Origin of the sequence: Pelatocladus sp. BLCC-F211 (assembly GCF_041928655.1) — a bacterium.
Lineage (GTDB): Bacteria > Cyanobacteriota > Cyanobacteriia > Cyanobacteriales > Nostocaceae > Pelatocladus.
In genome coordinates this window covers 13142-26317 of sequence record NZ_JBHFLM010000232.1, presented here as the reverse complement: position 1 = coordinate 26317, position 13176 = coordinate 13142, and the positions used below count along the sequence as shown (strand labels likewise).

Genomic DNA, 13176 nt, shown 5'->3' with positions numbered 1-13176 from the left:
TCTAGAACCTGATATGTTGAATGAATTATAGGGAAATATTTATGTAGATACATTTATAAATGTGTATCTCATCTACCACAGTCTATAAATATTGAATATACGGGTTCCTAAATAACTCCCTATTTGGATAGTTAGTAACAACGTTTACTACATGTTTTTGTGTGTCAAAAAAATTACGTACTCAATATTAGATAGCAGTATGGAATGAAATTAATCACTGAATCAAAAAGTTTTGTTGTTACTTAGTGGATAAAAACTTTGAGAATATTGCTGTTATTAACTAGATATTTGCTGACCGAAGAATATTTAGTAAACAGCCTGATGAAATTACATACTTTATAATGTATCTTAATGAAATTAAGGTTGACCTTCAAATAAATATTAGTTTCTATGAATTGAGTTCAGCAAGACAGAAAATTACATCTATTTAACGATTGATAGTTGTAAAAATTACCTGGTGTGATTAGCTTTTGGGTGGATCTAACACGCCATTATATGTGTTCCTTTACTTTAAAATGTTGCGAATTAGCAAAGACATCCACCAAGAATGTCATGAAATTTTCAAAGGGAAAACAAATGGCGATTCATTTACATGGCTTTACTAGCAATGGCAAACGTTACATTCAAGTAGAAAGCCAGCCCCATCATATCACGGGCGTTTTTAGAAAAATGGTCTGCTTCTGTAACAGTAGGTATGAGAGTAAAGTGATGAATACAGAAAGCGCCTATTTCGAGTGTGATGAAGATGGAACAATTACTTTTTACCAACCAGTGAATAGCGATGGAATAAAATCAGGTATTTGGACTTATCTTGTGTATGAATGTGGAGAGACAGAAGAAAAGGTATTCCCAGATAAATTTATTGATACAAGTATCAATTATTTATATAAATTATTAGCTGGTCAGAAAATAGTTCAAAATGCTACAGGTATTCATGAGTATCTTAAATATAAACTTTACGAAAATGAATATTTAGATATTCATCTACCTGCTGATTGGGATAATCTTACAGGTAGAGCAATAGCTAATTTACTTTTAGAGGAATTTAAGGCATTTAATTCTTCATCTTTATTTGCCAAAGATGATGGTAAAAAATATATGAAAACTGTGATCAATCATTTTATTCAACTGGGGCGAGAAGTTTTAGACAAAGATGGAACCATCAAAGATTTTGAATTACATCAATATGATGTTTTGAAAAATATTAGGATTAGTGAAATTGCAAATTTAATAATAGAATATAACGATTATCGACTATGGCAAGCAGCTTTACCCAGCAAATCTAAAGCTGTAGAATACGCTTTTAGTGCTGCTTTAGATTTAATATGTCAAATGACCTAAGCTGGTCGGGACACTGAAACATAACGGCTACCCTTGGAAGTGTAAGGTATAAGTACCTAAACAAAATTAATTATACAAATTGTTTCTTTGTTCCCTGTTCCCTTTTAATAGCTATTCAAACATTGCAAAAAAAGCATCCTCTAATTCATAACCTAGCATTTGAGCCATCGATTGCAGACGTGATTGGCTAGGTATATTGTTTTGTTTGAACCAGTCACTTAAAATGAAGATTTTATGCATTAAAAAGATTTCCAATGCTTCTGGATTGTACTGAATTCCTTCTTTGGAACTGAATTGATGCGGTACTAACATAGCTGTATAGCGAGCGAATTCCCCCGTTTTCCAGTCAAGTAAAAATGGTAACCAAGGATAACGAGCATCAAGGCGAACAAACCACAGCCGCACTTCTGGAATTTCAGGAAGTTCTCGTGGGTCATCCTCTTGTTGGGAATAATTAATATCAAAGTGTAATTGCTGTTCATGGGATGCAATCGCTCCTTCTTGCAGCAATTGCTCAATTACTGTTGTTACAGGAGATATATCTAAATTGTGAATGGAGTCAGAATTGAGAGCGATCGTAATAGACATAAATAACTTAAGAATATATATAGTGACTTTGACTCAAAAGTAACCAATTCAGACTACCAGTTTTGTGAGCTTAATGCTAGAAGAGAACGGGAAGAAGGACAAGTTATCAGTGATCAGTGATCAGTTATCAAATTAAACTGGTAACTGTTAACTGTTAACTGATTCATGCCCAATGCCCCATTCCCCGCGTCTTCTCCCGAAAAAAATTCCTTTACTGCAACTTGAGATAGATGTATAATTACCTATAAATAAAGAAGGGGAGTAGCTGCTGGCAAAAGATTCAGCCAGCCCATCTAAATCAACATACTGGCGATGAGCCTGGTTTAGATGTCATCAAGCAATAAGCTAGTTGAAAGCGAGACCTTCACTGAGTTCACACAAAAAGTAAAGTGTGAAGCTCGGTGAGGTCTCGCTAGTCTCATTGAGCTTCACACACGAGTAAACAAATCGTCTGGAGCTTGAGAGAGTGTTAACAGCTTTCACCGCAGGTTTATTACTAATTACAGTTTCGGAATTGGGTGATAAAACCTTTTTTATCGCCGTGATTTTGTCAATGCAGCACTCGCGGCGACTTGTATTTGCAGGTGTGACAGCAGCTTTAGCGGCGATGACAATACTGTCTGTCGTGGTAGGACAAGCAGTGTCCTTGCTGCCAAAAGCTTACATCTATTACGGCGAGATTGTTTTATTTGTTGCCTTTGGTTTAAAGCTGTTGTACCAAGGTAGTAAAATGCCTGATGCTACCTGCGATACGGAAGTTGTAGAAGAAGCAAAAACCGCAGTTGCTCAGGCAGAAAAGCAACTGAAAAAGCAAAAAACAATTTGGGCAATTGTATTAGAAGCTTTTGCATTAACATTTATGGCAGAGTGGGGCGATCGCACACAATTTGCCACCATTGCTCTAGCAGCAGGGAATAATCCTGTTGGGGTGACAACAGGTGCAATTTTAGGACATGCCATTTGTGCTGCGATCGCTGTAATTGGTGGCAGAATGTTAGCCGGAAGAATTTCTGAAAAAACACTCACCATCGTTGGCGGGTTTTTGTTTATTTTATTTGGTATCGTCGCAGCTGTGGAAGGAGCATAAATCGGGGATTGGGGAAAGGGGATCGGGCATTGGGCATTGGTCATGAATCAGTTAACAGTCTAATTTTGATAACTGATAACTGATAACTGATAACTGATAAGTCCCCCTTGTCCTCCCTGTCCTCCCTGTCTTTTTCCCCTATCCCCTATCCCCTATCCCTACGGTATAGGCGTTGCAGCAGGAGTGGGAGTCGCAGCCTCAGAACTTCTTTTATTAATTTCGTCTTTATACTGAGCTGGTGCTAAAGATGCAGCCTTATCAAACAAAGGTTTTGCTTCATCAGTTTTTCCCTGCTCTTTGATAACCATTGCTTTTGCCAAAACAGGACGAAAATCATTAGGAGCATTATTAATTGCTTGATCGTATACAGATAGGGCTTGCGGATAGCGTTTTTGGGTAGCATGAACATTACCCAGCATCACTTGCACAGCGACAGTATCCACGCTACCAGGTTCAATCTTATTTGCTTGAGCGGATTTAGCAAGAGTATCTTGTAATAGCCCAATAGCTGCTTCCGGGCGCTTTTGGTTGAGCAATAAACCTACCATTCCTTGTAAAGCATTAATATCGCCTGGTTTAGTTTCCAAAACAGAACGATAAGCCTCGGCTGCACCTTCCTTGTCACCGATTTGTTGCTTGGCTTGCGCCAAAAGTACGCCGTATTTAGTCTGTTCTGGATTGAGCTTGGTTAATTTTTCTAGAGGTTCAATAACTGCTTGAATATTACCTACACCCAAACTTAGCAATTGCAAACGAGTTTCTAACAAACCTCGCAGGGCTGTTTGATTTTCGGGTTCTCGCTGCAAAACTTGTTCATAACCTCTTGCTGCATCTTCCAATTTTGACTTTAGATCCGAGGAAGACGAATTTCCTCTGCCGCTAGCGGAATTTGGGCTGGATTGTTGCGTATCATTAAATGCGGCTATGATGGGAACCATAGACACCCCAACAAAAGCTATCACTGCCAGCACTAACACTACTTTAACTAACCATCGATTACGCGGCTGAGACACAAAACCGTCCTTAAGTCTAACAACACTATTGTTTACCGTTTACACAAAATTGAGAAAATTAAAAAATTGAAAAAGTTTGCGGAATACCGCTAACTAACTGTGAACTTTATAACAAATAGCCATTTTTGATGCTTAAGAAAGAGATGACTTTAAGAGGAGACGCTTAAATAGTAGCTATGCTATGCTTCCGAAACTAGTGGAAAGACGCTAAATTACACATTTAGTGTGTATGCGAAAAATCGCGTCTTTCAGTATCATAACAGGGCAAACGATGGTGGTTGTTTTAAAAGTAAATATACTTTGAGCAGCCGCACAAACGCTCTTCCCTGTTGCGTCAATAAAATCCCACAATGGGATGTGTCTCCGCCGCAAGGAGTTGCTATGAATTCCGACCTGATGCCGTCCCCTGAATCATCAAATTCAACAGCTTCTGATGAAGCTAAACCGATCCAAGAAGAAACTACTGATGTAATAGCACTAGCCGGAGCGTCGCAAAGTGAGGCTTCGTCTGTGACGTCAAGCGAAACTAGTAATGATAGGAACTTAGTGAATCGACAGCAACCGATTCCACCTCCCAGCGAATCGATGCAGTATCGAGCGATTGGTCTAGTCCGGGGTCGTTACTTTGCTAGTAGCGAACAATTTACCCAAGGTGTAATGTTGACCCCAGATGGCACTAAATTAGAGGCTGTGCTACTTGGTCGAATCATGAGTTTAGTCAAAAACCATCTCGACTTAGAGCAAGAGCATCTATGGGTTGTTTATCCACGGACACGCCAAGAAAACGACAATTTGCATCTTCAAATTGTGGGGGTATGGGAGCCAGAAAAACTGGCTAAAAGTTCCATAACCGAACAGCAGCAAGATATCACCTCACCAGAGGAGGAAACAGCAAATCCTGATTTATCCGAGAATTTAGAGGAAAAAGACCAACACACCTCAATAGAACCAACATCATTACAAATTACAGATGGTAGCTTCTCTGTTCGTGGCGAAATAGTTTACCAGTCATATGATACAGATAACTTGGTAATCAAAATTAAGCAATCTGCCCGCAAGCCAAATGATAAACCTAAGTATTTCAAATTGAAACTCAAGGGCAAGCTAGAAACCAAAGCAGTAGGAAAGTTTTGGGACTTGCAAGTCCAGCGAGAAGGTGAATATTTGGTCGTAGAAAAGGCGACAATCATTGCTGAACTGCCGAGAAAACGCAGCAGTAGACCACCATTTAAACGTGGAGGTGGAGGTGGAGGTGGAGGTGGTCATCGTCCAGGCCCTGGTGGTAGAAAACCATATCCCCCCAGAAGAAGTGGAGAAGGACCACCACGTCCAACTAAAAAAGTGGGTGATTCATCATCATCACCGCCATCACGACCTATACCCAAAAGTTCTGTTCCCAAGCCGGTGAAGCGACCGAAGCCACCACAGGAATAGGGCATGGGGAATGGGGAATTGAGGATTGGGCATGAATCAGTTAACAGTTAACAGTTAACAGTTACCAGTTTAATTTGATCACTGATAACTGATAACTGATAACTGAGAAGTTGTCCCCCGTGTCTTCCGACTAAAACTCCGTCCACCGATCTTGGGGGAGAAAGGAGCGTTCCATCGGGATTTGGGCGACTGGTTCAGTGAGGGTAAAAGTACCTGCTTGAATCCATTGTTTTAACTCTTGGGCAACTTGTCGAGAGAGGAAAATGCTCACAACGGGTGCAACTCGTACTGTTTTACCTTCAATGATGATGCGTCCAGACTTGAGTTGAGCGTAACTGACCAAGCCAAATGTGGGACGCACCCGTCGGGGAATGGAAAAGTCTACGATGGGTGCTACTAAGTCTTTATCAGTCACTGCACATCTGGCTACTACTTCTTCGTTTAATACCGGAAGTGGTACACCTACACCCAACATTAAAGAAGGACCATAATTTTTAAAATAACAACCCCGTACCCAACGAGCATCCATTTGTTTGGCGTCACCAATTAAAGCCAGAGTAGCAGCCGGGCCAATGGGTGTACGATTGGGCAAACGTTTTTGTAAAGGGAAATGCTGTGTCCCTTCCCATGCTACATAGCCAATACCCCCACCCAAGAAAATTTGTGTACCAATACCGACTAGTTGGAGATCGGGGTCGTTGAGGAGAGGAGAAATAGCGCCAGAGTTGGAATAAACTGCATTACTCAAACGTGGCTGTAAGGGGCCTAAATAAGTAAAAAGTGGGCGATCGCCTCCGTTCACTCCCACAATAAAATTTTGATAAAGATTTCTGGGATTAAATAAATAAAACTGATTAATAGTGTCACGAGTAATTGTTGTTTCAAAGGTAGCCCTGGGATAGCAATCTGTAACTTGTCCTTGAGCGCGTACGTGTACTGGCTTACCAGCAATCAAATCTTCAATCACATGACCACCGCCCCGTTCTCGGACTTCTTCTCCCTCCATTACCTCTACAGCAGAACTTGCACCCAGGTATAAATCTACAGCACCAAAACCGGGATAGACTGGCACACCATCCAACCAACAGCGACGAATTTTGATTGGTGGATCAGTGTGTCCCAAGTTAATAATTGCACCACTAGATTCCATTGGTTCAAAAGTGCCAGTGGTGACGACATCAACTTCCTTGGCAACTTTTGTAACACCAACTTCCTCTACTCTAGTTTTTAATTCTTCAACAGTCAAAACCACCGCACGTTGACGGCTGATTTTTTCGTTAATTTCCGCAATGGTTCGCATATTAAAGGGGACTTTAGGGGTGACACCCCTCATCAATGATTTTTCGTCATTCCACCAGATGTAGAGACGTAGCAATGCTACGTCTCTACAAGTCAATTTGTGGGTGAACGAGGGATTAGACCCACCATTCGCCAGCTGCATCCTTAAAGAATTCAGGGATCTATAACCCCTCATAATTAAGGCGATAGACCACTAGTAACGCCCATAAATTATAGCCATCTCCTTGAGACGATTACTGTAATCGTCCGTCAAGGCTTCGTTTCGATAGCGCCAACCCCAATTTCCCTCAGCTTTGCTAGGGGTGTTCATACGAGCATCAGCCCCTAAATTGAAGACATCTTGGAGAGGAATAATCGCCTGATGAGCAACAGAACTCATCGCTAATCGGATCAGGTCCCAAGCAATTCCATAGGGACTATTACAACCAAGGTATTTTTGGACGCGATCGCGTTCATAATTTGAAGCATCATGGTTATACCAGCCAATCGTTGTGTTGTTGTCGTGAGTTCCGGTGTAGATCACGCTGTTGGGAAGCACATTGTACGGCAAGTAGGCATTATGACCATCGCTACCAAAGGCAAAGTGCAGAATCTTCATCCCTGGAAATCCGAAATGGTCTCTGAGGTCTAACACTGGCTGATCGATGTAGCCTAAGTCTTCCGCAATAATTGGTAGACTACCTAACTCTTCACGAATTGTCTCAAATAGAGCATAACCTGGAGCCTTTACCCATTTTCCATTTACTGCTGTTGGTTCTCCTGCTGGAACCGACCAATAAGACTCTAAACCTCGGAAGTGGTCAATACGGATCATATCAGCGTGAGCGAGGATTTCACGTACACGCCAGACCCACCAATGAAAACGAGTTGATTCTAGGTATTTCCAGTTGTAAATTGGATTCCCCCAAAGTTGACCCGTGACTGAGAAATAATCTGGTGGTACCCCTGCGACTTCAGTTGCTTTTCCTGTTTCGGGGTCGAGCATAAAATTCTCTGGATGCGCCCACACATCAGCGCTATTATGGGCAACGTAGATAGGAATATCGCCGATAATCTGAATATTTTGTTGGTTAGCGTAGAGTTTAAGCTCAGACCACTGGCGAAAAAACTCGAACTGTAGGAATTGGTGAAAAAATATCTGGTCTGTCAATTGCAGACGCCAGTATTCCAATACTTCTGGTTTGCGGTGACGCAGTTCTTCAGGCCAGTCAGTCCAAGTTGTAGCTTCCTGAGTGTCTATCAATGCCATAAACAGTGCATAATCTTCCAGCCAATTGACCTTCCCTCGGCAAAAACCCTCAAACTCTTTGTGCTGGATTTTACTAACTCTTTGCTTAAAATTTTCACAAGCTTTCCGCAATAGAGGTATTTTCCAAGCAATCACTTGCTCAAAATCTATATGATCTAATGGGAAGTCTGGTACATCACGCAGGTCATCTTCACTCAAAAAGCCTTGGTCTTTGAGTACATCCAGGCTAATCAACAGAGGATTACCTGCCATAGCAGAGAAACACATATAGGGTGAATTGCCGAAGCCTGTGGGTCCCAAAGGCAATATCTGCCACAAACGCTGGCCACTGCGAGCCAAAAAATCTACGAACTGATAGGCCTCCAAGCCCAAATCCCCAATTCCGTAGCGACCGGGGAAACTGGTTGGATGTAGTAAAATACCACTGGTTCTGGGAAAAGGCATAAATACCCTGAACTATAAAAGAGCAAAGATATGCACTGAATTTAACACGGAACAGTTGTTGACTTTCAGCTATCTGAAAACCAGATTTGATGTCACAATTGATGTTTTATGAGTTATCAAAATCCTATCCCGACTGTTGATATCATCATCGAATTGCTTGACCGACCTCATCGACCAATAGTGTTAATTGAGAGACATAATCCACCGTTAGGTTGGGCCATACCTGGTGGTTTTGTCGATTACGGAGAAACTGTGGAAGCAGCAGCGCGGCGCGAAGCCTTGGAAGAGACTGGTTTAGAGGTGGAGTTGATTGAACAATTTCATGTTTATTCTGACCCAGCACGCGATCGCCGCAAGCACACGATCAGTATTGTATTTTTAGCAACGGCAAAAGGTGAACCCCAGGCGGGAGATGATGCCAAAGGAATAGAATTTTTTGAGTCTTGGCGTGTACCTGATAATTTGTGTTTCGATCACGATACAATTTTGCGAGATTATTGGCGATATCGACATTATGGAATACGTCCGAGGTAGGGATTGGGGATCGGGGAAGGTAGGGGTCCCCTTTGGGGATAAGGGGCAGGTGGGGCCCCCTCTGGGGATAAGGGGCAACGGGGATCGGGGATTGGAGATCGGGGATCAGGAATCAGAGATTAGGGACAAGGGAGACACGGGAGACAAATTATCAGTTAACTGTTAACTGATTCATGACCAATGACCAATGACCAATAACAAATGACAAATGACACAAAAACCATGAGTAAAGAGATTATCCGTACTGAGAACGCACCAGCACCAGTAGGCCCTTATAATCAGGCGATCGCTGCTGCTGGGAAAATGATGTTTGTAGCGGGACAGATTGCACTTGATCCAAAGACTGGTGCAATTGTCGGTGAGGGAGATGTCAAAAAGCAAACTGAGCAGGTAATGGCAAATTTAGAGGCGATTTTGGTAGCTGGAGGAGCTAGTTTTGCTGATGTGGTGAGAACGACTGTGTTTTTAGCTGATATGAATGATTTTGCAGCGGTGAATGGAGTGTATGCAAAATATTTTGACGAAGCGACAGCGCCAGCAAGAGCATGTGTACAGGTATCGCGTTTACCTAAGGATGTGTTGGTAGAGATTGATTGTATAGCAGTGGTTAGTGATTAGTGGTTGGGCAGTGATCACTGATCACTGATCAAATTAAACTGGTAACTGTTAACTGTTAACTGATAACTGAGAAGTTGTCTCCCTTGTCTCCCTTCCCTTGTCTCTCTATCTTTCCTACTGGTGCGATCGCTGTTTTTGATGAAGAGACAAATTAATTCACAATATTTTAGTTTTTTGATTTTTTGCTTTCAAACTATTTTGGTTTACATTCATAGTTCAAACAATAAAGTATTACTATTCTTATTGCTAAAGCTATGAAAATATTTGTCAAGTAATATTTCCTTCAATGTCAATATATTGAAGATATGAGCAAATCAAAAAGTCTAGATTAGAGTAGAAATATTCTGATAAAACTAATAAAAAAGAGGGAGTCTAATTATGAGGGCTATCTCCAATATCATTGCTAGTATAACTCGCTATATTACTGAAGCAGCAGTACGGATATTTGGCCCGAATGATGACGCTTATCCGAATATTGGCGTCCAACCATACACGGGAGATGTTTTTTCTGAATAAATAAAAATTAATCAGTAGTTGGTAAAAGATTAAGATGAGTCAATCAATTCAACATCGGTGGAAAAAATGAAATCCACCGATATTTTTTATGTTATTTAATAAACCCGCTTGTGAACAAATCAATCAAGCGGGATAACTTTTTATTAATTTACAAGAATTCTGTTAAAAATCAACACCCGGATTTTGAAGTTTTTTCTGATTAGTGTCAGAAACCTCAGGCTGTTCTTATGGATGTTTTAGCATCCCTCCGGTGACTGCAAAGCAGGGGAAACGGCAAAAACCCTACACCACAAACTAGACTTCTTGCATTAGTCAGGGGAAAGCTAAGGGGGAAGGGTTAAAGGGATTGAAAATCCTTTCCCTTTCCTCTTTACCCTAAAATATGCATCCAAACTCTTGTACTTATGTAATGAGTGCAAGAAGTCTACTAAGCATAAAGGAAAACAGACTTACAACGTCTTTCATCCTTCTCTATCAAGTTTCTCCACACACCGAAAAAGTCAGTAAATAAACGGGTTGTATTGACTATTGATTTTTATTTGAACATACGCGATCGCTCGCTACCCTGACGCCGTTCTCCTTCGGACAGCGATGAACAGGACAAACAGCATAAATCCTGCGTCGATCATGCAACATATATATTACTAGAGTTCTTGCAAAAGTGATTTGTACAAGCAGTTTACTTTTTTATATACGCTGCATATTTTTATTTTGAAGTAAAACCTAGTATCTGTAGTCTAAAGTACAGAAAATTTAAACTTTTGATTTTTTAGTTAACCGAAGCTCATATTGTTGTTGATTAAATAACTTTTGTTCTGGGGTTAAGATAGCGTAATCTTTGAGTGGCTGGTGCATATCCCATTGCCATTCTGCTAATACTAGTAAACTTGCTGCCATAACAATTCCAGTAGCGAAAAATTGCCAACCACTGCATAGGGGTAAAACAGCAATACTAGTGAGGTGAATTATAGCCATCATTAAAAAGGTACGCGATCGCACGCCCCAAGCTGTCAATAAGTAACCAGCAGCGCTGATTGTTAACCATAAAGGACATAGGTACATCAAAACTGTACCCCAACCACAAAAAATCCCCAAATCAGTCAGGCTAACACCTCCAACCATTAAGATTACCCAACCATATAACAACCAACGCAGCTTTTCTACACTTACCCAAAACCATGTCAAAACTATCATGCTTATACTAGCGACAAAGGTAAGTACTGACCACAAGATAGCTTGTGTATACCAGCTAACAGGTAGAAATTGAGCTGTAAGAAAAATACCAGCACAAATCAAACCCCAAAGGATAAATACTTGATCTATTCGGGTATAAAAACCTGACAAAAGATTGAATTTACCAAGTTTCAAATCAAGGCGTAATAAACCTTCTAAATCTTGAATATCTAACTCTTCTTGTTTCTCACGTAGGAGTGGTTGAGATAATGGCGCAAAAGTCATTTAAGTTTTATTGCTGTCATCGTTCAATAGCTTCTATTAGTTTATATATTTTTGTAAAGTTTTAACAAATAACGAAATTATTTTTAGATGTCAGTTCACCACGAACTATCTTTGTAAAAACATTTGGTGATAATCGTTTCCTAGACCAAAAACCTGGTCTTTAAAACGGGATGGAATCTCAAACTAGCCATTTTTGGCAGTAAATAAGAACTGCGTGAACCACCAAGCATAAAAATTAACCTTCCAACCTTGTCGGTGAAGAGTAAATCGAGGATTGAGAAAGGTTTAGCCAAAAACACAAAAATTAGGAGCTAAAATAATGTTTTGGAAGTTCGTAGTCAGTACTTTGGTATTGCCTATCAGCTTGGGATTAGAAGTAGCCGCAGCACATACCTTGTCACCTACTCAAACACCCATCATTTCACAACAAGAAGCTGAGGCAGTAGAACTAAAACAAACAACACATAACCAAGATTACAAAATTAGTCAACGACACAGACATTATCGCTACAGAAGAACACGCCACTACAGACAAAATCGCCACTACAGACGAAATCCCCATTATAGACATCGTCATTATAGGCAGCCTTATTATAGACAGCGTTATAACAGACGGTATCACTATAGACCTCATTATCAAAGGGTTTATTATTACCATCCAGCAGTACGCTACCGTAAAACCTATCGTCACGGAGTAAATTTTCCGCAAAAAACCTTTTATTACCGTAGATATTAGTATCACAGGGGAAAACAAGTCAAAAGTCATTCGATTTTATATTTTGGACGAAGCCCCTCCCCTAACCCCCAAATTGGGGGAATCGGGGTTGTGGGATCAATCCAAAATCCAAAATTGTTTGACCAAGAACTAACCACTAACCAATAATTTAGTTAGCACAAAAGCCAGGGCCGCACTACCCAAGGGAACTGTCAAATTGTCAATTCCAGCAAAAGAAATAGTTTCTAAACCAGTAGTTACTAAAGCGACTAACACAGATATCATCCAAACTTGCCAAGAGTTACCTTGCACACTCAACAAAATCAAGCTACAGATAACAAAACTGATGATCGCCATTGTCAAAGAACCTTCCCAGCTTTTTTGTCCTCCAAAAAGTTGATATTTATGTTTACCAAATCGCTGTCCGATGATGGCAGCGAGTCCATCTCCCCAAGCCATTGTTAAAATACCTAGTGCCGCATAATAGGGTTGTTGCAGATACCAAAACCAAGCAACCAAAACACCGATACTCATAGAATAGAAGAAAGTCCCAAAACTCCGCCGTCCTACACTATTAATACCGGGGAGAATAGGAAAACGGTAAGACAATAAAGTCACAGCACTGGCTAAAACTGAGGCTGTAATACCTGCAATCGCCGGAATTTTTAGCCACCAAGCCAGCAAAATCACATTACCAGTTCCGATATGCACAATCTTCCGCACAATTTCTGGATCTGCTTTCACAAAACGATTAACCCCCCATGCAGTTAACATCACGAGGGACAACCAAGCTGCAACGCTAGCAAGTTGCAGTCCTAGAGAAGGAATGAACTCTTGATCGGAAAACAAACTTAACAACAGCAAAGATTTAAATAAAAAA

Annotated in this window: 13 protein-coding genes; 7 read left to right on the top strand and 6 right to left on the bottom strand. The window is 40.7% G+C overall.

Translation table 11 applies throughout. The features are described from left to right. Nucleotides 1-552 precede the first annotated feature (552 nt). Entirely contained in the window at nucleotides 553-1341 is a 789-nt protein-coding gene (locus ACE1AT_RS27585) for a hypothetical protein (protein ID WP_374874232.1), read from the top strand. A gap of 111 nt (nucleotides 1342-1452) precedes the next feature. Here the strand turns inward: ACE1AT_RS27585 and ACE1AT_RS27580 are convergent, their stop codons facing one another. Continuing rightward, nucleotides 1453-1929 (bottom strand): CRR6 family NdhI maturation factor, encoded by a 477-nt coding sequence (locus tag ACE1AT_RS27580; protein WP_374874230.1) that lies wholly within the window; start codon nucleotides 1927-1929, stop codon nucleotides 1453-1455. Nucleotides 1930-2395: 466 nt separating this feature from the next. On the opposite strand from ACE1AT_RS27580, the gene ACE1AT_RS27575 reads away from it, so the two are divergent. Continuing rightward, entirely contained in the window at nucleotides 2396-3016 is a 621-nt protein-coding gene (locus ACE1AT_RS27575) for a TMEM165/GDT1 family protein (RefSeq protein ID WP_374874228.1), read from the top strand. Nucleotides 3017-3174: 158 nt separating this feature from the next. Here the strand turns inward: ACE1AT_RS27575 and ACE1AT_RS27570 are convergent, their stop codons facing one another. Further along, nucleotides 3175-4029 (bottom strand): tetratricopeptide repeat protein, encoded by an 855-nt coding sequence (locus ACE1AT_RS27570; RefSeq protein WP_374874226.1) that lies wholly within the window; start codon nucleotides 4027-4029, stop codon nucleotides 3175-3177. Nucleotides 4030-4410: 381 nt separating this feature from the next. On the opposite strand from ACE1AT_RS27570, the gene ACE1AT_RS27565 reads away from it, so the two are divergent. Continuing rightward, on the top strand, nucleotides 4411-5463 hold the full coding sequence (locus tag ACE1AT_RS27565; protein WP_374874224.1) for a hypothetical protein: 1053 nt from the start codon (nucleotides 4411-4413) through the stop codon (nucleotides 5461-5463). A gap of 130 nt (nucleotides 5464-5593) precedes the next feature. On the opposite strand, the gene ACE1AT_RS27560 is transcribed toward ACE1AT_RS27565, so the two are convergent. Both ACE1AT_RS27560 and malQ read right to left on the bottom strand, forming a co-directional pair. Beyond that, a complete protein-coding gene (locus tag ACE1AT_RS27560) occupies nucleotides 5594-6763 on the bottom strand; it encodes a homocysteine biosynthesis protein (RefSeq protein ID WP_374874292.1) in 1170 nt (389 codons plus the stop codon). A 192-nt stretch (nucleotides 6764-6955) separates the two neighbouring features. Beyond that, on the bottom strand, nucleotides 6956-8455 hold the full coding sequence (gene malQ, locus ACE1AT_RS27555) for a 4-alpha-glucanotransferase (protein ID WP_374874222.1): 1500 nt from the start codon (nucleotides 8453-8455) through the stop codon (nucleotides 6956-6958). A 108-nt stretch (nucleotides 8456-8563) separates the two neighbouring features. Between malQ and ACE1AT_RS27550 the strand changes: the two genes are divergently transcribed. From ACE1AT_RS27550 to ACE1AT_RS27540, 3 genes are all read left to right on the top strand, one after another. Further along, nucleotides 8564-8989, top strand: coding sequence for an NUDIX domain-containing protein (locus ACE1AT_RS27550; RefSeq protein ID WP_374874220.1), 426 nt, complete (start codon nucleotides 8564-8566; stop codon nucleotides 8987-8989). 222 nt (nucleotides 8990-9211) lie between these two features. Next, a complete protein-coding gene (locus tag ACE1AT_RS27545; RefSeq protein WP_374874290.1) occupies nucleotides 9212-9607 on the top strand; it encodes a RidA family protein in 396 nt (131 codons plus the stop codon). Nucleotides 9608-9985: 378 nt separating this feature from the next. Next, nucleotides 9986-10123, top strand: coding sequence for a hypothetical protein (locus ACE1AT_RS27540; RefSeq protein WP_199780727.1), 138 nt, complete (start codon nucleotides 9986-9988; stop codon nucleotides 10121-10123). A 753-nt stretch (nucleotides 10124-10876) separates the two neighbouring features. Here ACE1AT_RS27540 and ACE1AT_RS27535 read toward each other — a convergent pair. Continuing rightward, nucleotides 10877-11581 carry a hypothetical protein gene (locus tag ACE1AT_RS27535; protein ID WP_374874218.1) on the bottom strand — a complete coding sequence of 235 codons (705 nt, stop codon included), beginning with the start codon at nucleotides 11579-11581 and terminating at the stop codon, nucleotides 10877-10879. 319 nt (nucleotides 11582-11900) lie between these two features. On the opposite strand from ACE1AT_RS27535, the gene ACE1AT_RS27530 reads away from it, so the two are divergent. Beyond that, nucleotides 11901-12317, top strand: coding sequence for a hypothetical protein (locus ACE1AT_RS27530; protein WP_374874216.1), 417 nt, complete (start codon nucleotides 11901-11903; stop codon nucleotides 12315-12317). A 129-nt stretch (nucleotides 12318-12446) separates the two neighbouring features. Here the strand turns inward: ACE1AT_RS27530 and ACE1AT_RS27525 are convergent, their stop codons facing one another. Beyond that, nucleotides 12447-13154, bottom strand: coding sequence for a diacylglycerol/polyprenol kinase family protein (locus ACE1AT_RS27525; RefSeq protein WP_374874288.1), 708 nt, complete (start codon nucleotides 13152-13154; stop codon nucleotides 12447-12449). Nucleotides 13155-13176 lie beyond the last annotated feature (22 nt).